The organism is Martinezella lusitana, from assembly GCF_010668395.1.
GTDB classification, from domain to species: Bacteria; Pseudomonadota; Alphaproteobacteria; order Rhizobiales; family Rhizobiaceae; genus Rhizobium; species Rhizobium lusitanum_A.
On record NZ_WUEY01000001.1, the window covers coordinates 29,790 to 54,438 of the forward strand.

Below are 24,649 nucleotides of genomic sequence, written 5' to 3' on the forward strand. Positions count from 1 at the left end.
GTATGAAGGAAGGCCCAGACATAGCGCAGATCGGCTCGCTGATCGGCGATCCCGCACGGGCGAACATGCTGACGGCGCTGATGGGCGGCCGCGCGTTGACGGCAACCGAGCTGGCGGCGGCGGCAGGCGTGACGCTGCAGACGGCAAGCGCCCATTTGGCCAAGCTCGAGGCGGGCGGCCTGCTCGCGCAACGCAAGCAGGGTCGCCATCGCTATTTCACGCTGGCCGACGACCGCGTCGGCAAGCTGCTGGAAGGGATCATGGGTTTTGCCGCAAGCCGCGGACATCTGCGCCATCGTCCCGGCCCGAAGGAACCGGCGCTGCGCAAGGCGCGCATCTGCTACGACCACTTGGCCGGCGACTACGGCGTGCGCATGCTCGACAGCCTGATAGAGGCGGGTTCGATTTCAGTCGTGGGAGAGGGTTTGAGCCTGACGGCCCATGGAGAAAAACAACTCGGATCGATCGGCATCGATGTTTCCGGGCTGCGCTCCAACCGCCGCCCGCTTTGCCGATCCTGCCTGGATTGGAGCGAGCGACGGGCGCATCTGGCCGGCAGCCTCGGCAAGGCCCTGCTTTCGAACTTCTTCGAAAAGGGCTGGGCACGGCGCACCGAAAACAGCCGCTCGATCTTCTTCACCCCCGAGGGCGAGCGCCGCTTTCTGACGCTCTTTCCGCTCGAACTTGGCGACGGCAACCCGCAGCTTGAGCTGGACGAAAAGCTTTAGGCCGCCGAGATCAGGACGCCGCTGAAATTGCTGGCGGCGATGCGGCCGCAAAGTTCGCCCCATTCGCAGCCACGGCAGGCGTGGCGAATATCGCCATCGGCGAAATTCCGGCGCAGCTTGGAGAGCAACCTTGCGTCCGGCACCAGGACGGCACCGGGGCCGATCTCTTCGCCCAGCAGGGCCGCCACATCGGCAAGCGCTGCCGCATCCCGTTCGATGACGGAGGCCTTGAAGCAGTGCGGCTCCTCCCCCTTCAGGAGCGGAGCGCAGATATCGTCGGGGCCGGAGACCAGCCTGATCTCCTCCCCTTTCGACAGTCGCTCGGCGATGCGGCGATAATTCTCGGTGAAGGCGGGTGTATAGCCTTCACCGACGAAGGTCAGCATGCAGAGCAGATGATGGGCACGAAGCCTGACGGTCAATTCAGGCGCGCCTTGCCGCCATAGACCTCGACGGTCTTCAGCACCGCAGCGGCCAGGGCCGATTTCAGCACCCCACCGAGGATGAAGGGCGCCACGCCGAAGAGCCAACCCTTTTCCGCGCCGAGTAGCGCTGCCAGCCAGGCTCCGCCAATCGCAAGGCAAAGAATGTTGGCCGAGAGATGCGCAAGGAAGCTGCGCACGACGCGATTGCCGCTCCAGCCGCGCTCGGCGAGCCAGCCGACAAGGGCGGCGATGATCGGGAAGGATGCCAGATACCCTGCGGTCGGGCCCATGAAAGGCACGATACCACCGGCTCCGCCGGCCAGCACCGGAAAGCCGACCGCGGCTTCGCCCAGCCAGGCGAGAACGGTGACTGCACCAAGGCGCCAGCCATAGAGCGCGCCGATCATGGTGATGGCGAAGGTCTGCATGGTGATCGGCACGGGCACCATCGGCACCGAGATCTGCGACGCAAGCGCCAGCACCAGCGTTCCCGCAAGAACGAAGGCGGCCTTGACGACCAGCGATCGCTGCCCGAGACGCAGGGGATCGAAAGCGGCTTCATCGTGATGCTGCAACAGGGACATGGGCTCTCCTTTTCAAATTATAGATAATTTTTCAGTCTCATCTATTTTATGATGGAGATCGCAAAATCAGGCAAGTGGCGGGCGGATGAAATTCCGCTGAAACGCGCGAAGCTATTGGGAAACAAGGAATCTTAAAATAGGAGAAGCACGCCGACCTTAAACTCAGGCGACGAATTCGAGCCGTAGAGGGTCGAGAAAAGGCGATCAGAAAGCGAAAGGATTCGCTTTCGAAAACGAAGCCGGCAATACATTTTAAGAATTATCTATAATTTCAGCCGACGATCGCGAAGGCTTCGCGCGTCGAGCCGGAGGGCGTGCGCACGGGGGCGCGGCCGATCCATTGCACATGTTTCTGCAGGATCGCGGCAGCCTCGTCGGCCCGGCCCTGGCGCAGTGCGGCCAGAATGGCGCGGTGGTCGTGATCCGTACGTTTCTCCCAGCCGGATTGCCACGCCGAGAAAAGAAAGCGGGCGCTCACCGCATGCAGATCATCGATGGCGGCCAGCAGACGCGCCATGCCGCAGGGCGCCAGGATCAGACGGTGGAAGCGGCGATTGGCCTCCTCCCAGGCGTGGACGTCCGCGGCAGCATCGCCGTCGCGGGTCGCCTGCTCGGCCTCGTCCAGAATGGCTGCGGTCAAATGCGGCGCGGCGTGCTTCAACGCGAGGCTCTCGAGGGCCGCCCGCATTTCCGCGACTTCGCGGACTTCCTTGAGATCGAAAGAGGCGACGCGAACGCCGCGGCGCGGCAGGTTGATCGCAAGGCCCTGCGCCTCCAGCCGCCGGAACGCTTCGCGCACGGGCACATGGCTGGTGCCGAATTCCTCGGCGATGTGATCCTGCCGCAGGCGGGCATCGGGCGCGATCTCGCCGCGGATGATGCGGTCGGCAAGCACCCGGCTGATACGGCTGGCAATGGTGTCGTCGCGCTCCTTGGCCATGGCCGATCCTTAAAGGCGGCCCCGCCCGATGTCGAGCAACAAGCGATGCCGATGATATCTTTTGAGCATTTCGACCCTTTCGCTCACTGCACTCCAGCCATGTCCGCCAATTGGTTGAGCTTTGCCGTCATATCGTGTAAAGCCCGGCGGTCATTTTTCAGAGCCTCTCCCGAAACACCGATGGTTTCCTGGAGCGTGCCGAACCCAGCCACATCAAAGGCAGAAAATTCTTATGAGCAATGGCTTCGACCTCATCATCTTCGACTGCGACGGCGTTCTGGTCGATTCCGAAATCATCGCGGCACAGGTCGAATCAAAATTGCTGACCGATGCGGGCTACCCGATCAGCGCCGAGGAAATGGGCGAGCGCTTCGCCGGCATGACCTGGCGCAACATCCTGTTCGAAGTCGAGCGCGAGGCGAGCATCCCGCTCTCCGCCTCCCTGCTCGACAAGTCGGAAAAGCTGCTCGATCTCAAGCTTGCCAATGAGGTTCAGGCGATATCGGGCATCCCGCTTGCGCTGTCGCGACTGCCGATGCCGCGTTGCATCTGTTCGAATTCCAGCTCAGCGCGCCTCGACATGATGCTGTCGAAGGTCGGCTATAAGCAATTGTTCGCACCGCATATCTACTCCGCCAAGGATCTCGGCGCCGACCGGGTGAAGCCCAAGCCGGATATCTTCCTGCACGGCGCCCAGCAGATGAATGTCAGCCCGGCCAACACGATCGTCGTCGAGGATTCGGTTCACGGCGTCCAGGCGGCGCGGGCCGCAGGCATGCGCGTCGTCGGCTTCACCGGCGCATCGCACACCTATCCTTCCCACGCCGACCGGCTGACCGATGCCGGCGCCGAGACTGTCGTCAGCCGCATGGCCGATCTGCCCGGCGTCGTCATGGCACTCGCAGAATGGGACGGCGTTCTTTAGAGCCGTTAAGCGGCTCATGGAATCGCTTAGCGACTCCCGGTCGCTGCTCCCATGGAATTGCGAATGGAAAGCCGCGACGCACTTTTCCTGAAATTGCTCCAGGGCGGATTCCACCACCGACCAAAAGAAAAGGCCCCACCGATCGGCGGGGCCTTTTCTTTATGCACTGCACCAGACGGTATCGCGCGCCGCCATCCGGGCGACCCGCGACGAGAACATCTCAGTGACGCTTCTTGCGCGCCGGCTTTTCGCCCTTGGCGGGCTTCTGCGGAGCCTGCTCGAAACCGATCTGGACGATGGTGAAGCCGCCGGAGCCGCCGGCAACCTGGATATCGTCATCGGTAAAGAGGAACTGCGTCGTGGTCTCGCCCGGCGGAATTTCGGCCGTGTAGTTGATGGTCTTGCTGTAGAGGGCGTTGTCATTGTCCATGACAGCGACATGGATCGGCAGCGTCACCTTGCCGGAACTGCCCATCGGGCCGGCGACCAGACGTCCCTGCGCCACGACATGAATGCCGAGGCTGGTGCCGTCCGTCGTGCACTGGCGGGTCGCCTGAGCGAGCGAGGCCTGATAGGTCAGCTGGGTTGGATCATCCTTGGCGCCCTTGGCGTAGAGGCGATAGACCGAGTCTTCATCGCGGATAACAGCCTGCGGGCATTTGCCCGCGACATAGACCTGGCCACCGGTCGGAGCGGCACTCGGAGCCCCGGCCTGCGGCGCAACGGTTACGTCCGTTGCCGGCTGCTTGTCGTTGTTGCCACCGATACCGAGAGTACTGCAGCCGGTCAGCAATGCCAGAAGCGAAGCGGAGAAAAGACGACGCGAAACCCTGCCAAACACTATAATTCCACCCTCTCCATATATTTCACATTATCGGCCTGCAGCCTGTCAGACGGGCCTTTTATGACACTTGGCGATGGTCTATACCAGCGACGCAGCGAAAAATCGATTGGGTAGACACCGTTTTGGCTCACTTTTCGAGATCGACAGATTGCCACAAACAGTCGCCACTCGGCGCCGATCCCACGCGCCTTGCGCAAACGCGAAAACCACGCGGCTGATCCGACGCAAAAAGACAGGCCGCCGTCGTTTCGTTCCTCTACCCTCTCAATCGATCACTCAGGCAATTTTGCGACCAAAGGAATTCTAGACCGTGGACTACATTTCAACGCGGGGAGAAGCCCCTGCCCTTGGCTTCTGCGACGCCCTCCTGGCCGGCCTTGCTCGTGATGGCGGGCTTTATGTTCCCCGTGAATGGCCGACGCTGTCGAAAAAGGAAATCCGCGCCTTTCGCGGCAAGAGCTATCAGGACGTCGCCTTCGCGGTTCTGTCGCCCTTCACCAATGGCGAGATCCCGGCGGACGTCTTCCGCGGCATGATCGACGATGCCTACGCCACCTTCCGGCACCCTGCCGTGGCGCCGCTGGTCCAGACCGGTCCGAACAGCTTCGTCATGGAGCTTTTCCACGGCACGACGCTCGCCTTCAAGGACGTCGCCATGCAGCTGCTGGCACGGCTGATGGACTACGCGCTGGAGAAGCGCGGCCAGCGCGCGACCATCGTCGGCGCCACGTCAGGCGATACCGGCGGCGCTGCGATCGACGCCTTCGCCGGCCGCGAGCGCACCGACATCTTCATTTTCTTCCCGCATGAAAAGGTCTCGCCGGTACAGCAGCGGCAGATGACGACCTCGACCGCGTCCAACGTCCATGCGCTGGCGGTCAGGGGCAATTTCGACGATTGCCAGAACCTCGTCAAAGCCATGTTCAATGATGCCCCGTTCCGCGACAAGGTCAGGCTTTCCGGCGTCAACTCCATCAACTGGGCGCGAATCATGGCGCAGGTGGTCTATTACTTCACGACATCAGTTGCGCTCGGCGGCCCGGACCGGAAAATCTCCTTCACCGTGCCCACAGGCAATTTCGGCGATATTTTCGCCGGCTATGTCGCCAAGCGCATGGGCCTGCCGATCGAGAGGCTGGTCATTGCCACCAACGAAAATGATATCCTTGCGCGCGCCCTGAAGACCGGCCGCTATGAAATGCGCTCGGTCACGGCGACGACCTCGCCATCGATGGATATCCAGATCTCCTCCAACTTCGAGCGGCTGCTGTTCGAAGCCAACGGCCGCGATGCATCAAAGGTGCGCGCCGCCATGGAGGGCCTGAAGCAGTCGAACGGATTTTCGATCAGCGAGGAAGCCCTGAAGTTCATCAAGAAGGACTTCCGCGCCGGCCGCGCCAGCGAGAAGCAGGTAGCCGAAACCATCCGCAAGACCCTCGCCGATACGGGCTATCTGCTCGATCCGCATACGGCGATCGGCGTCTTCGTCGCCGGGAAGAACGAGCGGCCGACAAGCCCGATGGTGACGCTGGCCACCGCGCATCCCGCAAAATTCCCCGCCGCAGTAAAATCCGCATCCGGTATTGACCCGGCGCTTCCGACGTGGCTTGCTGGTCTGACGACCAGGGAGGAGCGTTTCGACATTCTCGATCCGGAACTTAAAGCCGTTGAAAGCTTTATCGGCAAGCATACCCGGGCCGGCGAATGACAGACGCGGAAAGACAGGCGATGACAGTGGAGTGCACCCGGCTAGCGTCCGGGCTGACAGTAGCGACCCAATCGATGCCACACCTCGAAAGCGTGGCGCTCGGCGTTTGGATCAAGTCGGGTTCGCGTAACGAGACCGAAGCGGAACACGGTATCGCGCATCTGCTCGAGCATATGGCGTTCAAGGGCACGGCGCGGCGCTCGGCGCGGCAGATCGCCGAGGAAATCGAGAATGTCGGCGGCGAAGTCAACGCCGCCACCTCGACCGAAACCACCTCCTATTATGCCCGCGTGCTGAAGGATCATGTGCCGCTTGCCGTCGATATCCTTGCCGACATCCTGACGGAGTCCGCCTTCGACGAAGAAGAACTGGCGCGTGAAAAGCAGGTCATCCTGCAGGAAATCAATGCGGCGAACGACACGCCCGACGACGTCGTCTTCGACAAGTTTTCCGAGGTCGCCTATCGCGGCCAGACACTCGGCCGCGCCATTCTCGGCACGCCGGAAACGGTCGTCTCCTTTTCGCCGGAACAGATCCGCCACTATCTCGGACGCAACTACACGACCGACCGCATGTTCGTCGTCGCGGCCGGCGCGGTCGATCACGAGAGTTTCGTGCGTCAGGTCGAGGAGCGCTTTTCCAGCCTGCCGACGAAACCGTCCGCTCCGCCCGTTATCGAGCCTGCCCGCTATATCGGCGGCAACATCCGGGAAACGCGCGACCTGATGGATGCGCAGATCCTGCTCGGCTTCGAAGGCCGGGCCTATCATACCCGCGATTTCTACTGCTCGCAGATCCTCGCCAATATCCTTGGCGGCGGCATGTCCTCGCGCCTGTTCCAGGAAGTTCGCGAGTTCCGCGGCCTCTGTTATTCGGTCTATGCCTTTCACTGGGGCTTTTCCGACACCGGCATCTTCGGCATCCATGCCGCGACCGGCGGAGAGAACCTGCCGGAATTGCTGCCTGTCATCATCGACGAGCTTCGCAAGTCGTCCCATGACATCCAGCAACAGGAAATCGAGCGCGCCCGCGCCCAGATCCGCGCGCAGCTGCTGATGGGCCAGGAAAGCCCGGCCGCTCGCGCTGGCCAGGTTGCCCGGCAGATGATGCTTTATGGTCGCCCCATCCCGAACCAGGAGATGCTGGAACGCCTGGAAGGCATCACGATCGACCGTCTGACGGATCTTGCCGGCCGGCTGTTCTTCGATACAGTACCGACGCTTTCGGCGATCGGGCCGCTGGAGCAGCTCGCGCCGATGGAAGACATCGTCACGTCGCTGTCGTCGCCGGCACCTGCTTCCAGAAGCGCTAGCGGCTAAGGGCACGCCGCGGGCCTATGGGTTCAATTCTCGGGGGAGTGCTTGGCGGCATGCAAAAATCTGTCTTTCGATTTCTCTCACGTCACCCGGACGCGGTTGAACTCGAAAACGAACAATATTTGCTGCGCCTGCCGCGCTATTCCGATTTCAACCAATGGCACAGGCTTCGGGCGGAAAGCCGCCGCTTTCTGGAGCCGTGGGAGCCGACCTGGCGGCATGACGAGCTGACCGAAGGCGCCTATCGGGCGCGCATCATCCGCGGCAAGCAGGAATACAGTTCCGGCCAGGCCATACCGCTTTTCGTTTTCCTCAGGGAAAACATGACGCTGGTGGGAGGCATCACGATCGGATACATTCGCCGCGGTGCCGCGCAGAGCTGCATGATCGGATATTGGATGGGCGAACGCTATTCCGGCCAGGGCCACATGTTCGCCGCACTTCAGTTGGTTATACCCTATATCTTTTCCGGACTTGAGTTGCACCGAATTGAAGCAGCCTGTATTCCGGATAACGAGCGTAGCATGCGGCTTTTGGAAAAAGCCGGTTTCCAGCGGGAAGGTCATTTGCGCGGTTATCTTAAAATCAACGGTCAGTGGCGCGACCATGTGATGTTTTCAAGGCTGGCATCCGATGCCGACCTGAACCGAAGCTTCGACCAGCGATGATCGCCGGAGTGCTGCAGACATGGCCGATGGCCAGGCGGCTGTGCGCCGTGATCGCAACGCTTGCGGCCGCTATGCTGCTGTTGATCGCCGGCATGGCGCACGCAGCCGAGCCCGTGAAGATCTCACGCGACGATACCGCTCTCGACCTGACGGCAACGACGGAAATCTACACCAACCAGGGCGAAGCCTTTCAGGTTTCGACAGCCGCCGGCGCCGACGGCATCCGGCGCCGCATTGAGGTACGATCCTCTTCGCCGAACCACCAGGGCGACTGGGCGGTCTTCGCGCTCGCCAACGTCTCCGAAGAGCAGCTCGAACGCGTCATCGTCGCCCCGCATTTCCGCCTTGTGAATTCGAAGGTCTTCTGGCCCGATCTCGGTTCGCAGCGCATCGTCGCGATCACGCCGAGCGAAGGTTTCGCGCTCGACCGGCAGCCGAGCGATGAGGCCGATGTCTTCCGCATCACGCTGAATCCGGGCGCGGTCGTCACTTTCGTCGCGGAGCTTTCCTCGCCGAGCCTGCCGCAGCTCTACCTTTGGGAACCGAACGCCTACAAGGATACGGTCAACGCCTTCACGCTCTACCGCGGCATCGTGCTCGGCATCGCCGGGCTGCTGGCGGTGTTCCTGACCATCCTTTTCGTGGTCAAGGGCACGTCGATGCTGCCGGCGACGGCAGCACTCGCCTGGGCCGTGCTCGGCTACATCTGCGTGGATTTCGGCTTCCTCGGCAAGCTCATCAGCATCACCTCCAGCGACCAGCGAATATGGCGCGCCTGTGCGGAGGTGGCGCTCGCGTCGAGCCTAGTGATCTTCCTGTTCACCTACCTCAACCTCAATCGCTGGCATGCCCATCTCGGCTATGTGACGCTGGCCTGGGTCCTCGGCCTTGCCCTGCTCTTCGGCGTCGCGATCTATGACCCGTCGATTGCGTCCGGCATCGCACGATTGTCGCTGGCCCTGACGGCGACGGCGGGCCTTCTGCTCATCATCTATCTCGGCTTCAGCCGTTATGACCGCGCCATCCTGCTCGTCCCTGCCTGGGCGCTTATCCTCGTCTGGCTCTTCGGCGGCTGGATGACGGTCATGGGCAAGCTCGACAACGACATCATCCAGCCCGCGCTCGGTGGCGGTCTGGTGCTGATCGTTCTGCTGATCGGCTTCACCGTCATGCAGCACGCCTTTGCCGGCGGCGCGTTCCAGCAGGGGCTGTTTTCGGATCTGGAGCGGCAATCGCTGGCGCTGACGGGTTCCGGCGACACCGTCTGGGATTGGGACGTCGCGCGCGACCGTGTCGTGACGACGCCCGATATCTCGATGAAGCTCGGCCTTTCGCCCGGCACCATGCATGGCGCGGCGCGCAACTGGCTGCCACGGCTGCATCCCGACGATCGCGACCGTTTCCGAGCGACGCTCGATGTGCTGCTGGAACATCGGCGCGGCCGGCTGAACCATGAATTCCGCATTCGCGCGGAGGACGGGCATTTCCACTGGCTGTCGATCCGCGCCCGGCCGGTGCTTGGCTCCAACGGCGAGATCATTCGCTGCGTCGGCACGATCGTCGATATCACCGAGCAGAAGAATTCGGTCGAACGCCTGCTGCACGACGCCGTGCACGACAACCTGACCGGATTGCCGAACAGGCAGGTCTTCCTCGATCGCCTGCAGGCCGTTCTGACGCTGGCATCGGACGGAAACCAGTTGCGGCCGACCGTGATGGTCATCGACATCGACCGCTACAAACTCGTCAACGATACGCTCGGCGTTGCCGCCGGTGACAATATCCTTATCGCGTTGACCCGTCGTCTTCGCCGCCTGATGAAGCCTCAGGATACGCTTGCCCGCCTCTCGGGCGACCAGTTCGGCCTCATTCTGGTTTCCGAACGCGATCCGGCCAAGGTGGCCGACTTTGCCGATGCGATCAGCAAGGCGATCATGGTGCCGATCAACTTCGCCAATCGCGAAATTATCCTGACGGCATCGGTCGGGCTGACATCGTGGGTCGACCAGCAGGAAAATGCGGCCGGGATGCTCAGCGACGCCGAACTTGCCATGTACCGCGCCAAGCGCGCCGGCGGCAATCGCGTCGAGCCCTTCCAGCCGGCCTTCCGCAGCTTCGGCACCGACCGGCTGCAGCTCGAAACCGATCTGCGCCGCGCCGTCGAGCGCAAGGAGCTCTCACTCGTCTACCAGCCGATCGTGCGGCTGGAGGACGCCGAAGTCGCGGGCTTCGAGGCGCTGATGCGCTGGGAACACCCCAAGCGCGGCAACATTCCGCCATCGGAGTTCATTCCGATCGCCGAGGCATCGGACATCATCGGCCCGCTCGGCATGTTCGCTCTCGAACAGGCAACCAACGACCTGAAGGCATGGCAGCGACAGACCGGCGATCTGCCGCTGTTCGTCTCCATCAACCTTTCCAGCGTGCAGTTGCTCAACAATGAGCTTTACGACGATATCCGCGCCCTGCTTGCCAAGACCCATTGCGATCCGAGCCGGATCAAGCTCGAGCTGACGGAATCGCAGGTGATGGAGAACCCGGAGCAGGCGCGGCTGGTGCTCGACAAGCTGCGCGACGCCGGCATCGGCCTGGCGCTCGACGATTTCGGTACCGGCTACTCGTCGCTTGCCTATCTCACCCGCTTCCCGTTCGACACGATCAAGCTCGACAAGGCCATGGTCCGCGACGAGAGCGACAAGAAGGCTGTGCTGTTGCGTTCGGTCATTTCCATGGCGCGCGAACTCAACATGCGCGTCGTCGCCGAGGGCATCGAATCCGAAGAGGACGCGCTGGAGCTTGCCAAGATCGGCTGCACCTATGGCCAGAGCTTCATCTTCGGCCCGCCGATGGGCTCGGATTCGGTGCTGCGTCTATTGAAGGAACGCTTTCCGCTGACGAAGCGCGCCTGATGCCTGGTCAGGCGTTGTCGATCAGCTCCCGGAGGTAGTCGAGCTTCGCGACGACAGGGGGCGACAGGATGAAGGGGTAGGAATCCGGCTGCCCCATGCTGCGCTGAATGGAGTTGATCGCCACGCTCAACGGGATCCAGGCGCTGACAAGCTGCTCGGCGCTTTCAGCCTTATAGGGATTGAAATCCACCTCGGCCGCCATCTCGTGATACCGTTGGGGATCGATCGCCAGGCCGAAGGAGCGCGCCGTTTCCAGTGTATCGACGATATGCAGGTAATGCGCGAAGCATTCGGCAAAATCCTCCCACGGGTGAGCGCTCGCATAGGCGCTGATGAAGTTCTCCTGCCAGTTTGCGGGCGGGCCGTTGTCGTAATGGGCCTGAAGCGCCATGCCATAATCGGCGCGCTCGTCGCCGAAGACCGCACGGAACGCATCGAACTGCCCGCGGTCGCGAACGAGCTTGTTCCAGATAAAATGCCCGGTCTCATGGCGGAAATGGCCAAGCAAGGTGCGATAGGGCTCGTTCATCGAGGTGCGCGCCTGTTCGCGCGTCACGTCGTCGGCCTCGGCGGCACGAATGGCGATCAGCCCCTCCTCATGGCCGGTCATGGCCGGGACAACGGTGCCGCCTTGCACCTCATCCTCGAGGAAATCGAAGACCAATCCGCCTTGAGGATCCTCCACCCGGTCGGGATGCGGCAGGTTCCAGCGCAACAGGGAATAGAACAGATGCCGCTGCGCCTGCCCGATGCGCCGCCAGCGGTCTATTCCCTGCTGGGTATCGGTAATCGGAACCAGACGATTGTGACGGCAGGCGACGCAATAGGGTTGCTGATCGTCCGCATCGATAAGCCAGTTGCAGATATCGAGGTCCGCATTGGCACAGAAGCGCACATGTCGCGTTGGCTCGGAAACGAGATGCCAATTCGAGCCCTCGTCGGCGTCGAGCGCATGGATTGCCAGACGATCCGGAACGAAGCCGAGCTGATGGCCGCAACGGACACATTGTCTGTTGTCGAAATGAACAGGCTGACCGCAGTGATCGCAGGTGAAAAGCCGCATGGTCCCTCGGAAAAAAGATGTACCGACCCCACAGTAAAGAGCCTGCCACGTTTCCGTAACAGGCCCTTCCTCCCAACATCGCTGCTGCAACATTCATTCAAACGGAGCAGCGACCATAGATGTAAGAATACAAGCAGCCGGCTACATCCGGTCTACCGCGCCCTTCACCTTGTCCTTGGCCTTGCCAACGGCAGTCTGTACCTTGCCCTTGGCTTCCTGGGCCGCACCCTTGGCGCGCATTTCCTTGTCGTCGGTCGCCTTGCCGGCCATCTGCTTGGCCTTGCCGGCGATTTCATTCACCTTGCCGGACACCTTGTCGGTCGTGCTGCTCATGTCTTACGCCTCCTTGGCTGGCACGGCAGAATTGCCGTTGCTCTGTCAGGAAAACGTCGCGCACGCTATTTCGTTCCAAAATAACGCAAATCGGTTCAGCTATGCCCGGCATGGGGCGACAGCATCGCCGGATGGATTCCCATCAGCGCCAGGGCACGCTCGTACTTGTTGTCGAGGCTGCGGTCGAAGATCAATTCCTCGTTTGCCGGGCAATTCAGCCAGCCATTATTGCCGATTTCCGCTTCGAGCTGGCCGGCACCCCAGCCGGCATAGCCGAGCAGCATCGTCGCACGCTTCGGTCCGCTGCCTTTTGAAATGGCCCGCACGATATCGAGCGTCGCCGTCAGGCTGATGTCGTCGCTGACCGGAATGCTGCTGTCGCTGATGTAATCGTCCGAATGCAGCACGAAACCGCGGCCGCTTTCGACCGGGCCGCCGGTCTGGATCGGAAAATCGCGCGCCATCGCCGGAAGAACAATGGCATCGTCGTCCTTGATCATGTCCAGATGCAAAAGCACATCCGTGAATGTCAGCTTCTGGGCACGGTTGATGACGAAGCCCATGGCGCCTGCGTCGGAATGTGCGCAAATATAAATGACCGTCCGATGGAAATTCCGATCCTCCATACCGGGCATAGCGATCAGGAACTGACCGTCGAGAAAACCTCTTTCGCGTCTATTCTTCAGCGTCGATAGGGACATCGTGCCTCCTGACCGCAGTCCACAACTGCACCGCCTGTAGCCAAGATGGGGCAATGTCATAAATCAATCAACTGAAAATGATCATTTCCTGCTTCGAGCGTGCTGGCTCCCGATGCTCCAATCCGCTAAATCCTTGTTTCATGATTGGAATAAGAACTCTCGCCCGCCTGTCGATACCATTTGCCGCCCTGCTGTGCGGCGTTGCGATGGCCCATGCCGCCACAAGCGACTGGGTGGACAATCAGGGCGGCCGAATGCGCCTGGTGGCGCTGGCGCCGGACGCCCAGGGGCATATACGCGCGGCCCTGCAGATCGAGCCGGAGCCCGGCTGGATTACCTATTGGCGCGAGCCTGGCCAGGGCGGGATTCCGCCACAGGTGACGCCTGCGCCCGGCAGCGGCGTGACATTGGAAAAGACCGGGTATCCCATACCGAAGCCGATCAGCGTCGGGCCCATACAGGAAATCGGCTACGACGCGCCGGTTACGTTGCCGCTCGATTTTCGCCTTATGGGCAAACCGCCGGAAAAGCTTGAGCTGAGCGCCTTCATCGGCCTTTGCAAGGACATTTGTATCCCCTTCCAGGCCGAGCTTTCGCTGACGTTGCCGGTGGGCGAGCAGCCGACATCGCATGAACTGGCCCTGCTGGACGCGGCAAAAGCCCTGTTGCCGGAAGCACCGTCAGCGGATTTCGCCGTCCAGAGCCACACGATCTCCGCCGATGCCAAGAGCCTTTCGCTGCGTCTGACGCTGCCGAAAGCGGCCGGGACGGCACCGGCGATCTATGTAACCGGGCCGTCGGGCTATGTCTTTTTCCAGCAGGCGAACGCGACGTGGGAAGGGGCTACGTTCTCGACCGACATAGAGATCGGCAAGCTGCCGAAGAACTACGATCCGAAGGGCAAGAGCTGGGGCATCCTGGTGGTCGATGGCGATCGCGCCATGGAAACCACCCTTGCGCTCGAGTAGAGCGGATCTATAGTTTCACAAACCGTTTTCATGCAATCGGCGGCCACGCGAGCGCCGCGAATTCACGACCCAAGGAGAGTGCCATGACCATCGCCATCGGCGACACGCTGCCTGCCGCCACCTTCAAGGAAAAGACCGCCGACGGCCCGGTCGAGATCAGCACCGAGCAGCTGTTTGCCGGCAAACGCGTCGTGCTCTTCGCCGTCCCCGGCGCCTTCACGCCCACTTGCTCGCTCAACCACTTGCCGGGCTATCTCGAGAACCGCGACACCATTCTCGCCAAGGGCGTCGATGACATTGCCGTCGTCGCCATCAATGACTGGCACGTCATGGGCGCCTGGGCGCAATCGTCCGGCGGCCTCGGCAAGATTCATTTCCTCGCCGACTGGGACGGCTCCTTCACCAAGGCGCTAGGCCTCGACGTCGATCTCTCCGCCGGCGGCCTCGGCATCCGCTCGAAGCGCTACTCCATGCTGGTGGAAGACGGCGTGGTGAAGACGCTGAACATCGAGGAAAGCCCCGGTCAGGCAACCGTATCGGGTGCGGCCGCGATGATCGAGCAGCTCTAAGATCGTTCACAGGTAAGATGCGGAGCGCCCCTAGGGCGCTCCTGCCTTATTCTTCTTCGTTGAAATGGGCATCGAAATCGCGATGTCCTTCGAGCACATTCAAGACCTCGAAAACATCATCGACATAGCGAAAGAAGATTATATAGCCGCGAAATGCAAAGCTGCGCATATCATCTCGCAGCTCCGGGCGCGGGCGGCCCATCTGGCCCGGCAAAGCCGCGAGATCCGCGCATTTGCGGCGTAGCTGGCCAGTGAACTGTGGAGCAACCTCTTGGCTGCCGCTTTGGCCCATGATGAATACAAGAATATCAAGGATATTATCTTGCGCTGCGGCTGTATAACGGAGCCGAGGCACTCAATCGCCTTCCTTTGCCAGTTCAGCGGCTTTGGCTTCCAAGGCGGCACCAAGATCCTCGTCAGATATGTCGCCGCCGCGCGCAATCGATGCCTCCAGAGTACGCCGCAAAGCTGCTATTTTTGCTTCGCGCTCCTCCACTAGCCGGAGACCTTCCCGCACAACTTCGCTGGCAGAGCTGTAGCGGCCTTCTTCCACCGTTTTCTCGACAAATTTTTCCCAGCGCTCGCCGATGGAAACATTCATGCGCGCCTCCCCTGCAGGCCACTCCGAAGAGCTAATAACAGATAATGCATGATATATAGCATTGATGAGGCAAAACTCCAATCACCGGTGCTCAACGACCGTCAATCCATCATCCGCCTCTTTTTCGCCGCATTTGATCGGCTACTACATGTAATGTTATTACATAATTGAGAGCTCCTTGAATGCCCTTCGACCGTGATCCCTTCGCGCCCTCCCTGATGGGCCGCTCGGCCGTGATGCGCCTCGCCTATGTGGCGGTCGGCATTGTGGTGCTTTGGGCTGCCATCGGCTGGGCGGTGGCTCTGGCATGAGCGCACTGATCCGCCTTAGCAATCTCACTGTCGCCTATGAACGTCATCCGGCGGTGCACCATGTCTCGGGCAGCTTTGCGGAAGGCAGCCTGACGGCGATCGCCGGGCCGAACGGTGCCGGCAAATCGACATTGCTCAAGGCGATCGTCGGCGAGTTGCGCCCGGCGGAAGGATCGATCGACCGTGGCACGCTGATGCGCAACGATTTCGGCTACCTGCCGCAGGCGGCCGATATCGTCAGACGCTTTCCGATTTCGGTCGCCGACACCGTGATGCTCGGCGCCTGGAAGAATGCCGGCGCCTTCGGCCAATTCTCCCGCAAGGATGCCGAGCGGGCGCGCGAAGCGCTTGATCTCGTCGGGCTCTCCGGCTTCGAGCGGCGGCATATCGGCTCGCTTTCGGCCGGGCAGTTCCAGCGCGTCCTCTTTGCGCGGCTGCTGCTGCAGGATGCCCGCGTCATCCTGCTGGATGAACCGTTCACGGCGATCGACCAGCGGACCACGCGCGACCTTCTCGACATCGTCTTGCGATGGAGCAGGGAGGGGCGCACCGTCATCGCCGTGCTGCACGATTTCGAGCAGGTGCGCGCCTATTTCCCCGAAACGCTGCTGATCGCCCGCGAACTTGTGGGATGGGGCAGGACGCAGGACGTAATGAGCGCGACCAACCTCATCAGGGCGCGCGCCATGGCCGAACGTTGGGACATGGAAGCCGACGAGTGCTCGGCCGACGATGTGGAAAGCGAAGGCGGCCTGGTGAAGCGGGAGCCGGCCGAATGACCGCCTACGACATCTTCCTGGCGCCCTTTGCGGATTACGGCTTCATGCGGCGCGCGCTCGTCGCATGCATTTGCCTCGGCCTCGGCTCCGGGCCGATCGGTGTTTTCCTGATGCTCAGGCGCATGAGCCTGATGGGCGATGCCATGAGCCATGCGGTTCTTCCCGGGGCTGCGATCGGCTATCTCATTGCCGGCTCGCTGTCGCTGACCGCCATGGGGCTTGGTGGGCTGGTGGCCGGCCTTTCCGTGGCGCTGCTTTCCGGCCTCGTCAGCCGCGTGACGGTGCTGCAGGAGGATGCGAGCTTCGCCAGCTTTTACCTGACCTCGCTGGCGCTCGGCGTTCTCATCGTGTCGCTGCGCGGCTCCAACATCGATCTGCTGCATGTGCTCTTCGGCACCATCCTCGCGATCGACGCGCCGGCCCTCTACCAGATCGGCGCCATCACCACGGTAACGCTGCTCGCGCTCGCCATCATCTACCGGCCGCTGGTCATGGAGTGCTTCGATCCCGGCTTCCTGCGCGCCGTCGGCGGGCGCGGGCCGATCTATCATTTCCTGTTCCTGCTGCTCGTCGTGCTCAACCTCGTCGCCAGCTTCCAAGCGCTCGGCACGCTGATGGCCGTCGGGCTGATGATGCTGCCGGCGGCGGTCGCGCAACTCTGGTCGCGCAGCCTGCCTGCCATGATGGCGATCGCAACCGGCACGGCAATGGCTGCCGGCTATATCGGCTTGATCGCTTCCTATCACCTCGAATTTGCCTCTGGCCCCACGATCATCATCACCGCCAGCGTGATCTATGGCCTTTCCATTCTCTTCGCGCCCTCGGGCCTTGCCCGGCGGTTCTTTCCCCGTCCCCATCTCCGGGGCTAATCCAAACAAGGAGACTCGCATGAACAAACGAAGACTGCTCCTCTCTGCCGCAGCAACGGCCTTCGTCGCCTTTGGCGTCGCGGCACCGGCCTCCGCCGAGACGCTTGATGTCGTCGCTTCCTTCACCGTGCTTGCCGATGTCGTCAAGCAGGTCGGCGGCGACCATGTGAAGGTGTCGAGCCTCGTCGGCCCGAATGGCGACCCCCATGAATTCGAGCCGTCGCCGGCCGATGCCAAGAGGCTCAACGCCGCGAAAGTCACCTTCGTCAGCGGCGAAGGCCTGGAAGGCTGGATGGATCGGCTGATCACCGCATCGGGCTACAAGGGAACGCCTGTCGTCGTCTCGGAAGGCATCAACACGCGCACCATGGTCGATGACGGCAAGACGGTCACCGATCCGCATGTCTGGAACAGCCCGGTCAATGTGAAGATCTGGGTCGCCAATATCGAGAAGGCCCTGTCCGCCGCCGATCCGGCCGACGCCGCCGACTTCAAGGCCAATGCCGAGCGCTACACCAAGGTCCTGACCGAGCTCGACGCCTATGCGCACAGCAAGTTCGACAAGATCCCGGACGATCGCCGCAAGGTGCTGACCAGCCACGACGCCTTCGGCTACTTCGGCCGCGAATACAAGGTGAGCTTCCTGTCGCCGCTCGGCGTCTCCACGGAAACGGAAGCCTCGGCCGCCGACGTCGCCAAGCTGATCGAGCAGATCAAGACCGAGCATGTGAAGACCTACTTCTTCGAAAACTCGAACGATCCGCGCCTGGTCAAGCAGGTCGCCAAGGCAACCGGCGCGGAGCCGGGCGGCGAGCTCTATGTCGAGGCTCTCTCCAAGTCCAACGGACCGGCTTCGACATACGAAAAAATGTTCCGTTATAACGTTCAGCAGCTGGCGACAGCGATGGCGAAATCAAGCTGATCCCAGAAACAGGCGCGGTCGCAGCCATAATCCGCCTGCGACCGCGCCAACTCAGATATTGAAGTCGAAGACCATCAGGCCGGCCAAGCCGCCATCCGTGGACGAAACGATCCGCTCGCCGACGGCGACGTGATCGGGATGCACCAGATAGGCATCGCGCGCTTCGGCGCTCTCGAAGGTGACGACAAATCCATCCGCGAAACCACCATGCAAGCCCTCGGGCGAGACGTTTGGCCCGTATTTCACATCGACGATGCCGGGGATGACCTTCCGCAAGGCGTCCACCGCTTCGAAGAGAGCCTTCTTCTCATCCTGTGTCATGGCGGATTTGAGCCGAAGAAAAACGCAATGCAGGATCATGCCTACCTCCCTGGATGTCGCGGCCAGCATAGAGGGAAAGGGCGGCCGGGCAAGATGGGGAGCAGTGTGCTGGATAAATTAAGCCTATTTGAAACTGCGCGGACCGGCGCTAACGCATCGCAAGGATTTCTATTATTCCGCCGTCTACACTCGCCAAAAGCAGTGGACAGGCCGTGATTTTTTCTCGAAATGGTTGCACCTTCGCTTGGCGTAGGCGATGTTCGAACGAGAGTTTGACGGTGGAAGCATGCCTGCTGACGTTGATGCGCGAAGAAATGCATTGGTTACCGCTGTTAAAGCGCAGAGAGATGCCGTATCTCGCGCTCGTAAAATCTATTTTGATACATCTTCGTACGCCCTTGAGGGAAAGCACGACGTCGAATTTGAAATCAAAAAAGCGATAGCTGATAAATATGGCATTGCGTTCAGGTCTGTTGTGTTCTCCGGCTCAGCCCAACTCGGATTTAGTCCTTACAAAGACACTTCCTTTGTCCCTGGCCGATCTGACCTAGATGTTGCCTGCATAGATAGTTCTTTGTTCCAATATTATTGGTCTCTCGTCTTGAGAGTGACAAAGGCATTTAATGACGAGTCGGTTTGGGTGGGTACCGATCACAGTGCGAAGCTAAAATCGCATTTGTTAAAACGTGGGATGATACTTCTCGACTATCTGCCAAGGTGTCCGGAAAGAACCAAAGATATGGCATTCTTGGACGACATAAGCAGAGTATATCGCGCCCAATTCAATAGGATTAGCCTCGCCATATATATAAATGAGGCAGCGTTTTGCTGGAAACAAGCTTCGGCACTGGCGAACATTATAGGAAACGACCATGCTTAACGACCTTAAATATCAAGTGCGCTCCAGGGAAATTGGTGACTTGGTGTCCTTGCTACGATCAGGTCGGCTCATTCTTTCCCCCTATTTCCAACGTAACCTAGTCTGGCGTGACTCGCACAAGCATGACTTTATCGAAACCATTCTTCTCGGGCTGCCATTCCCGCAGATTTTCCTGGCCAGAGGGCCAATTGACGTGAACACAATGGAGAGTTTCACTTGCGTGGTAGATGGTCAGCAGCGGCTGAATGCTATACGGGAATATTCCTCAGGCATCTTTCCGGTGAACGGGAAGTATTTTAAAAATCTGACAAATGACGAGAAGACTGCTTTCATAAAATACGAAGTGCCCGTAATAGATTTTGATTTGGACGCTGGAGATCCCCGTCTAAAGGATGTATTCAAGCGGCTTAATAGGACTTTCTATTCACTGTCCACTATTGAACGCATCGCAACGGAATATAGCTCATCCGAATTTCTCCTTATCGCCCGCGTGCTTTGTGGTGATATTGCCGTCGCCGATGTCGCGGAGGAGGAATTTCAGGTCGCTATGGATGTGTTCGATGACGCCGAGCGTCCAGATGTCGAAAGCGAAGCCGATGCTAATGAGTTTTTGCGAGACCCCGGTATCACCGTAGGAAAGTGGGCTTGGCTTCAGGGACGAGCAGGTGGGGCGTTTGCGACCCTGATGGCGGATTACAACGTCTTCACGCCATATGAGTACCAACGAAAAGTGCCCCTAATGTTTGTTTTGAACGTGATGGCCACAATCCTGGGGGGTTACTACGGTCGAAATGCAAAGGTTAAACAGTACCTTGAGGACTATAATACTGAGTTCCCGCAGAGCGAGCAAATGCTGGACTGGTTGAACGATGTTGCAGAAATCGTCCGAAAAATAAACCTTCCCAAAAAAACAATCTGGTGGAGCAAGGCTAATTTTTTTACCATGATCTGCGAATTAGCAACAAGTTTCGATCACCAAAAACTCGTGCCAGATGCGACGCGCGAAAAACTCGTGCAATTTGCCATCGATCCCCCGAGAGAGTTTCAGATTGCGGCACGTGAAGCAGTGAATAATAGACCTGAGAGAATAACGCGTGCTGAAACGTTCCGACAACTCGTCGTGACACAATAAATCTTTGCCCTCCCAGACATCGATGTCGATGTGTTGCCAACCGCTATACGCTGCCCTTGAAGTATGTGTATTGATTCACATCTCCACGCAGCGTGCCTCAATATCTTATTAATTTTATTAAAAAACCTGCACAACCGGCACTTATGTTTCCTGAAATCTTGAAACAGCGCAAGGCAAGGAAGGATGACGCTTCATCCAACCACCCTACCTCTTCTTAAACGGCTCCATCCCGCTACGCGCCAGCTCGTCGGCCCGCTCGTTTTCCGGGTGCCCCGCATGGCCCTTGACCCAATGCAGCGTTACCTTGTGGCGATTATAGGCCTCGTCCAGCGCCTGCCACAGCTCGGCATTCTTCACCGGCTTCTTGTCCGCCGTCTTCCAGCCGTTCTTTTTCCAGCCGAAGATCCACTTGGTGATGCCATCCTTGACGTAGACGCTGTCTGTATAGAGATCGACCTCGCAGGGCGCTTTCAGGGCGCTGAGGGCGGAAATCGCCGCCATCAGCTCCATGCGGTTGTTGGTCGTATCCGCCTCGCCGCCGGAGAGTTCCTTTTCCACCTCGCCGTAGCGAAGCACGGCGCCCCAGCCGCCAGGACCGGGATTGCCCGAGCAGGCGCCATCCGTAAAAATATCGACGTGCTTCATGCCTGCAGCCCATATTCGGCGGCGGAGGCGATCTGGCGGTGGAAGCGCAGCTTGCGCAGATATTCGATCGGGTCCTTCTTGGTGACCATCGCGCCGGCCGGCGTGGTCAGCCAGTCATAGAGACGCGTCAGGAAGAAGCGCAGCGCCGAGCCGCGCGCAAGCGTCGGCAATGCGGCGATTTCGGCAGCGCTCAGCGGCCTCACGCTCTGATAGCCTTCGAGCAGCGCCATGCCCTTGGTGATGTTGTAGGCATGATCCTTCTCGAAGCACCAGGCATTGAGGCAGATCGAGACGTCATAGGCGAGCTGATCGTTGCAGGCGAAATAGAAATCGATCAGGCCGGACAGCGTGTCGCCGAGGAAGAAGACATTGTCCGGGAAAAGATCGGCATGGATGACGCCCTCGGGCAGATCCTTCGGCCAGTGCTGCCCGAGAAAGTCGAGCTCGCTGCGGATCTCGTCCTGCAGGCCGGCTTCGACCTCGTCGGCGCGTGCCTCGGACTTTTCCCAGAGCGCCTGCCAGCCTTGCAGCGACAGCGCGTTCGGGCGGCGGATTTCGAAGCCTTCGCCGGCGAGATGCATGGCGGCAAGCGCCTTGCCGACTTCGCGGCAATGATGCGCCTCGGGCTTGCGCAGCCACATGCCTTCGAGGAAGGAGATCAGGGCGGCGGGACGGCCGGAGAGATGACCGAGCAAGGCGCCGTCGCGGCGCGGCAGAGGCAGCGGGCATGACAGGCCGCGGCTTGCCAGATGCTGCATCAACCCAAGGAAGAACGGCAGATCGCCCTTGTCGACGCGCTTCTCGTAGAGCGTCAGAATCAGCGGATCCCGCGTCGTATGCAGCAGGAAATTGGAGTTCTCGACGCCCTCGGCAATGCCCTTGTAGGACAGCAATTCACCGACATCATATTCGGTCAGGAACCACTTCAAATCATCTTCGGTAATATCGGTATAAACAGCCACGAATTATTCCCTTGATACACCCATGCGCCGCAGCCACCCGCCCTCGGGGTTCGAGACGGCCGTTCAGGCCTCCTCGCCATGAGGGCTAGTCCTTGGCACACGGCCTTAAGACTGACGCCACCTCATCCCGAGGTGCTTTACCGATGCAGCGACAACGCAAGCGGCAAAGCCTCGAAGGACGAAGGGGTCTTGCTCAATCCCCGTTGACGAAAGCCATGTCCGCCGTCGTCAGCTCTATACTGCGCAGCTCGCGATTGACGAGGAAATTCTCGGTTTCCTTCACAGTTTCGGCGAGCTCCACGACGGCATTGTAGCGGGCGCGGAAGGCTTCGATGATCTCGTTGACGATGACTTCTGGCGCAGATGCACCAGCCGAAAGGCCAACGGTTTTGATATCGCCGATGTTATCCCAATCGATCTCGGCGGCGCGCTGGACGAGCACGGACTTCTTTGCCCCCGCCCGCAGCGCCACTTCGACGAGGCGCTTGGAATTGGAGGAGTTCGGAGCGCCGACGACGATGAAGAGATCGCAACCCGGAGCCGCTTCCTTCACCACTTCCTGGCGGTTGGTGGTGGCATAGCAGATCGAGTCGGCAGCCGGCGCGGTAAGATTGGGGAAGCGTTCCTGCAGCCGCGCGATGACGCCGGCCGTATCGTCGACCGAGAGCGTCGTCTGCGTGACGAAGCCGAGATTGTCAGGATCGGCGGGCTCGTAGGTGTCGGCGTCTTCCACCGTCTCGATGAGCGATACGGTGCCTTCGGGCAGCTGGCCCATGGTGCCGATCACTTCCGGATGGCCGGCATGGCCGATCAGCACGACATGGCGGCCGAGGCGGTTGTGGCGCATGGCCTGCTTGTGCACCTTGGAAACCAGCGGACAGGTCGCATCGAGGTAGAAAAGATTGCGCGCATCGGCATCCGCCGGCACGGATTTCGGCACGCCATGCGCCGAGAAGACGACGGGCTGGGCGCGATGTTCGGCCGGGATTTCGTCCAGTTCCTCGACGAAGATCGCGCCCTTGGCTTCCAGTCCTTCGACGACATAGCGATTGTGCACGATCTCGTGGCGGACATAGACCGGCGCGCCATAGGCCTTCAGCGCCAGAACGACGATCTGGATGGCGCGATCGACGCCGGCGCAGAAGCCGCGCGGCCCGCAAAGCCGGATGGTCAGGTCAGGTTTGGAAACGGCTATGTTCATCTCTCTTCCGAAATCCGCAACGGTGGCTCAGCCATAGATAGGTTCGCCTTGCCGCCTGCTCTAGCCGAATATTCCATCGAAATGAAGCTATTCTATTGCATGCCTCTATTGCCCGGGCGCATCCGGGTGGTGTTTGCGCCACCAGGAAATGGCGACGATGGCGACCAGCGCGACCGCCAGCCCATACCAGGTCACGGCATATTGCAGATGGCTGTTCGGCAGATCGACGATGGTCACGCCGCCGATCGGCAGGCCTTGCGGATTGGGCGTCTTGCCGGCATCGATGAAGAAGGGCAGCACCTTGTCCTTCGGCAAACCGACGCTGGACGCCATGGTGTCCAGATCCTTCCAGAAGAATATGTTCTTGCCGAGATCGTTGTCCGGCATGCCCGAGGGCTGCCCGGCAAGCTTGGCGCGCGCGAGGCCGGTGACGGTTTGCTCGCCTGTCAACTCACCCTGCTTGCGCTTTTCAGGCTCCTTGGCCTCGGTGGGCACGAATCCCCGATTGACGAAGACATAGCGGCCATCGTCCAGCTGCAGCGGCGTGTAGATATGATAGCCGGGGTCGCCGTCATAAGTCGCGAGGAAATGCCGCTCCTTGTCATTCAGGTAATGGCCGGTGGCGGTTACCACACGATATTCTATATCGCCCCCGGACGCAGCCATGGTCTCGATCGCCGACAAGGGGACGGCGGGTGCATCCGTGCGTGCGGCGATATCGGCGAGCAGACCTTCTTTCCATTGCAGCCGCTCGACCTGCCAGGTGCCGAGCCCGATGAGGATGACGAGAGCGACAAGCAGAAGCAGTGCCTTGCCGATCTGCCACAAGGGATTGGCGCGACGGACGGCCATCGTCGGCTCAGTCACGACTGACGCGCCCCTCGCTGGCGTTGTTGCGATATTGAAGGGCGATCAGAATGCCCTTGCACCAACGCAGGGACAAAAGGGACAGAATGATCGTCAACGGGGCGAACAGCACGATATAGACCCAGATCGGCGGCGCATAATTGATCTGCATCCACAGGACCGAGCCGATGATGATGAAGCCGACGATCAGGATGACGAAGACGGCCGGGCCATCTCCCGCATCGGCGAAAGCGTAGTCGAGGTTGCAAGCGGCGCAACGCGGCTTCAGCGACAATAATCCATCGAAGAGCTTGCCTTGGCCGCAGCGTGGACAACATCCCTGGATGCCGACCTTGAACGGATCGACGGGCGCAAAGTGAGCGCTGTCGGTGTGGGATGCCTCATCCGGTGTCTTGTCTTGTTCTGAGCTCAAAGTTCTGTCTCGATCAGCCTGCCATTGCGGGCGAATGGAAAGATCTCGCCCCGTCATTATCAGTAG

General features: G+C 60.4%; 29 protein-coding genes. 14 read left to right on the plus strand and 15 right to left on the minus strand.

What is annotated here, in order from left to right; translation table 11 throughout:
- Window positions 1-2 precede the first annotated feature (2 nt).
- The gene (locus tag GR212_RS00165) at window positions 3-728 is read left to right on the plus strand and encodes an ArsR/SmtB family transcription factor (protein ID WP_163984447.1); all 726 of its coding nucleotides are present in this window, start codon (window positions 3-5) and stop codon (window positions 726-728) included.
- Here GR212_RS00165 and GR212_RS00170 read toward each other — a convergent pair.
- The 3 genes from GR212_RS00170 to GR212_RS00180 all read right to left on the minus strand — a co-directional run bounded on the left by GR212_RS00170 (window position 725) and on the right by GR212_RS00180 (window position 2,677).
- The gene (locus GR212_RS00170; RefSeq protein ID WP_163984448.1) at window positions 725-1,150 is read right to left on the minus strand and encodes a DUF1284 domain-containing protein; all 426 of its coding nucleotides are present in this window, start codon (window positions 1,148-1,150) and stop codon (window positions 725-727) included. The two genes, GR212_RS00165 and GR212_RS00170, sit on opposite strands and share 4 nt — an antisense overlap.
- A complete protein-coding gene (locus tag GR212_RS00175) occupies window positions 1,147-1,737 on the minus strand; it encodes a biotin transporter BioY (RefSeq protein ID WP_163984449.1) in 591 nt (196 codons plus the stop codon). Before GR212_RS00175 ends, GR212_RS00170 begins: the two co-directional genes overlap by 4 nt.
- Before the next feature lie 271 nt (window positions 1,738-2,008).
- The gene (locus GR212_RS00180) at window positions 2,009-2,677 is read right to left on the minus strand and encodes a GntR family transcriptional regulator (protein ID WP_163984450.1); all 669 of its coding nucleotides are present in this window, start codon (window positions 2,675-2,677) and stop codon (window positions 2,009-2,011) included.
- A gap of 232 nt (window positions 2,678-2,909) precedes the next feature.
- On the opposite strand from GR212_RS00180, the gene GR212_RS00185 reads away from it, so the two are divergent.
- Window positions 2,910-3,602 (plus strand): HAD family hydrolase, encoded by a 693-nt coding sequence (locus GR212_RS00185; protein ID WP_163984451.1) that lies wholly within the window; start codon window positions 2,910-2,912, stop codon window positions 3,600-3,602.
- A 220-nt stretch (window positions 3,603-3,822) separates the two neighbouring features.
- Here the strand turns inward: GR212_RS00185 and GR212_RS00190 are convergent, their stop codons facing one another.
- Complete coding sequence (locus GR212_RS00190) at window positions 3,823-4,443, minus strand: hypothetical protein (protein WP_163984452.1); 621 nt, start codon at window positions 4,441-4,443, stop codon at window positions 3,823-3,825.
- Between the two features lie 313 nt (window positions 4,444-4,756).
- Here GR212_RS00190 and thrC point away from each other — a divergent pair, with 313 nt between their 5' ends.
- From thrC to GR212_RS00210, 4 genes are read left to right on the plus strand one after another with little or no spacing between them, the layout of a single operon-like run.
- Complete coding sequence (gene thrC / locus GR212_RS00195) at window positions 4,757-6,154, plus strand: threonine synthase (RefSeq protein WP_163984453.1); 1,398 nt, start codon at window positions 4,757-4,759, stop codon at window positions 6,152-6,154.
- Between the two features lie 20 nt (window positions 6,155-6,174).
- Complete coding sequence (locus GR212_RS00200; protein WP_163984454.1) at window positions 6,175-7,473, plus strand: M16 family metallopeptidase; 1,299 nt, start codon at window positions 6,175-6,177, stop codon at window positions 7,471-7,473.
- Window positions 7,474-7,523: 50 nt separating this feature from the next.
- Window positions 7,524-8,138, plus strand: a complete 615-nt coding sequence (locus GR212_RS00205) for a GNAT family N-acetyltransferase (protein WP_163984455.1) — start codon at window positions 7,524-7,526, stop codon at window positions 8,136-8,138.
- On the plus strand, window positions 8,135-11,047 hold the full coding sequence (locus GR212_RS00210; RefSeq protein WP_163984456.1) for a sensor domain-containing phosphodiesterase: 2,913 nt from the start codon (window positions 8,135-8,137) through the stop codon (window positions 11,045-11,047). The genes GR212_RS00205 and GR212_RS00210 overlap by 4 nt, the downstream gene beginning before the upstream one ends.
- Window positions 11,048-11,054: 7 nt before the next feature.
- Here GR212_RS00210 and GR212_RS00215 read toward each other — a convergent pair whose 3' ends face one another.
- The 3 genes from GR212_RS00215 to GR212_RS00225 form a co-directional block, all read right to left on the minus strand.
- Complete coding sequence (locus tag GR212_RS00215) at window positions 11,055-12,110, minus strand: zinc-binding metallopeptidase family protein (RefSeq protein WP_163984457.1); 1,056 nt, start codon at window positions 12,108-12,110, stop codon at window positions 11,055-11,057.
- A 141-nt stretch (window positions 12,111-12,251) separates the two neighbouring features.
- Window positions 12,252-12,443 carry a CsbD family protein gene (locus GR212_RS00220; protein ID WP_112796577.1) on the minus strand — a complete coding sequence of 64 codons (192 nt, stop codon included), beginning with the start codon at window positions 12,441-12,443 and terminating at the stop codon, window positions 12,252-12,254.
- 95 nt (window positions 12,444-12,538) lie between these two features.
- A complete protein-coding gene (locus GR212_RS00225) occupies window positions 12,539-13,144 on the minus strand; it encodes a YqgE/AlgH family protein (RefSeq protein ID WP_163984458.1) in 606 nt (201 codons plus the stop codon).
- 140 nt (window positions 13,145-13,284) lie between these two features.
- On the opposite strand from GR212_RS00225, the gene GR212_RS00230 reads away from it, so the two are divergent.
- Together GR212_RS00230 and GR212_RS00235 are read left to right on the plus strand one after the other, a co-directional pair.
- On the plus strand, window positions 13,285-14,112 hold the full coding sequence (locus tag GR212_RS00230) for a protein-disulfide reductase DsbD domain-containing protein (RefSeq protein WP_163984459.1): 828 nt from the start codon (window positions 13,285-13,287) through the stop codon (window positions 14,110-14,112).
- 83 nt (window positions 14,113-14,195) lie between these two features.
- The gene (locus GR212_RS00235) at window positions 14,196-14,681 is read left to right on the plus strand and encodes a peroxiredoxin (RefSeq protein WP_163984460.1); all 486 of its coding nucleotides are present in this window, start codon (window positions 14,196-14,198) and stop codon (window positions 14,679-14,681) included.
- Window positions 14,682-14,727: 46 nt separating this feature from the next.
- On the opposite strand, the gene GR212_RS00240 is transcribed toward GR212_RS00235, so the two are convergent.
- Both GR212_RS00240 and GR212_RS00245 read right to left on the minus strand, forming a co-directional pair.
- Window positions 14,728-15,036 (minus strand): type II toxin-antitoxin system RelE/ParE family toxin, encoded by a 309-nt coding sequence (locus GR212_RS00240; RefSeq protein WP_163984461.1) that lies wholly within the window; start codon window positions 15,034-15,036, stop codon window positions 14,728-14,730.
- The gene (locus GR212_RS00245) at window positions 15,037-15,282 is read right to left on the minus strand and encodes a type II toxin-antitoxin system ParD family antitoxin (RefSeq protein WP_163984462.1); all 246 of its coding nucleotides are present in this window, start codon (window positions 15,280-15,282) and stop codon (window positions 15,037-15,039) included. It lies immediately after the preceding gene.
- A 182-nt stretch (window positions 15,283-15,464) separates the two neighbouring features.
- Here GR212_RS00245 and GR212_RS37480 point away from each other — a divergent pair, with 182 nt between their 5' ends.
- Genes GR212_RS37480 through GR212_RS00260 form a run of 4 tightly spaced genes read left to right on the plus strand, consistent with a single transcriptional unit; the run spans window position 15,465 to window position 18,163 of the window.
- Window positions 15,465-15,593, plus strand: a complete 129-nt coding sequence (locus tag GR212_RS37480) for a hypothetical protein (protein ID WP_281411010.1) — start codon at window positions 15,465-15,467, stop codon at window positions 15,591-15,593.
- Entirely contained in the window at window positions 15,590-16,372 is a 783-nt protein-coding gene (locus tag GR212_RS00250; protein WP_163984463.1) for a metal ABC transporter ATP-binding protein, read from the plus strand. Before GR212_RS37480 ends, GR212_RS00250 begins: the two co-directional genes overlap by 4 nt.
- Window positions 16,369-17,241: a metal ABC transporter permease gene (locus GR212_RS00255; RefSeq protein ID WP_163984464.1), complete on the plus strand. Its 873-nt coding sequence runs from the start codon at window positions 16,369-16,371 to the stop codon at window positions 17,239-17,241. Before GR212_RS00250 ends, GR212_RS00255 begins: the two co-directional genes overlap by 4 nt.
- 19 nt (window positions 17,242-17,260) lie before the next feature.
- Window positions 17,261-18,163, plus strand: a complete 903-nt coding sequence (locus tag GR212_RS00260) for a metal ABC transporter solute-binding protein, Zn/Mn family (protein WP_163984465.1) — start codon at window positions 17,261-17,263, stop codon at window positions 18,161-18,163.
- Between the two features lie 51 nt (window positions 18,164-18,214).
- On the opposite strand, the gene GR212_RS00265 is transcribed toward GR212_RS00260, so the two are convergent.
- Window positions 18,215-18,523 carry a Dabb family protein gene (locus GR212_RS00265; RefSeq protein ID WP_163984466.1) on the minus strand — a complete coding sequence of 103 codons (309 nt, stop codon included), beginning with the start codon at window positions 18,521-18,523 and terminating at the stop codon, window positions 18,215-18,217.
- Between the two features lie 217 nt (window positions 18,524-18,740).
- On the opposite strand from GR212_RS00265, the gene GR212_RS00270 reads away from it, so the two are divergent.
- Both GR212_RS00270 and GR212_RS00275 read left to right on the plus strand, forming a co-directional pair.
- Window positions 18,741-19,364 carry a hypothetical protein gene (locus GR212_RS00270; protein ID WP_163984467.1) on the plus strand — a complete coding sequence of 208 codons (624 nt, stop codon included), beginning with the start codon at window positions 18,741-18,743 and terminating at the stop codon, window positions 19,362-19,364.
- Window positions 19,357-20,496, plus strand: coding sequence for a DUF262 domain-containing protein (locus GR212_RS00275; protein WP_163984468.1), 1,140 nt, complete (start codon window positions 19,357-19,359; stop codon window positions 20,494-20,496). The genes GR212_RS00270 and GR212_RS00275 overlap by 8 nt, the downstream gene beginning before the upstream one ends.
- 204 nt (window positions 20,497-20,700) lie before the next feature.
- On the opposite strand, the gene rnhA is transcribed toward GR212_RS00275, so the two are convergent.
- From rnhA to GR212_RS00300, 5 genes are all read right to left on the minus strand, one after another.
- A complete protein-coding gene (gene rnhA / locus GR212_RS00280) occupies window positions 20,701-21,141 on the minus strand; it encodes a ribonuclease HI (protein WP_163984469.1) in 441 nt (146 codons plus the stop codon).
- Entirely contained in the window at window positions 21,138-22,103 is a 966-nt protein-coding gene (locus tag GR212_RS00285; RefSeq protein WP_163984470.1) for a homoserine kinase, read from the minus strand. The genes rnhA and GR212_RS00285 overlap by 4 nt, the downstream gene beginning before the upstream one ends.
- Before the next feature lie 193 nt (window positions 22,104-22,296).
- Window positions 22,297-23,304, minus strand: a complete 1,008-nt coding sequence (gene ispH / locus GR212_RS00290; RefSeq protein ID WP_163984471.1) for a 4-hydroxy-3-methylbut-2-enyl diphosphate reductase — start codon at window positions 23,302-23,304, stop codon at window positions 22,297-22,299.
- Window positions 23,305-23,409: 105 nt separating this feature from the next.
- Window positions 23,410-24,156: an SURF1 family protein gene (locus GR212_RS00295; protein ID WP_163985141.1), complete on the minus strand. Its 747-nt coding sequence runs from the start codon at window positions 24,154-24,156 to the stop codon at window positions 23,410-23,412.
- A gap of 7 nt (window positions 24,157-24,163) precedes the next feature.
- Window positions 24,164-24,583, minus strand: coding sequence for a DUF983 domain-containing protein (locus GR212_RS00300; RefSeq protein ID WP_163984472.1), 420 nt, complete (start codon window positions 24,581-24,583; stop codon window positions 24,164-24,166).
- Window positions 24,584-24,649: the final 66 nt, after the last annotated feature.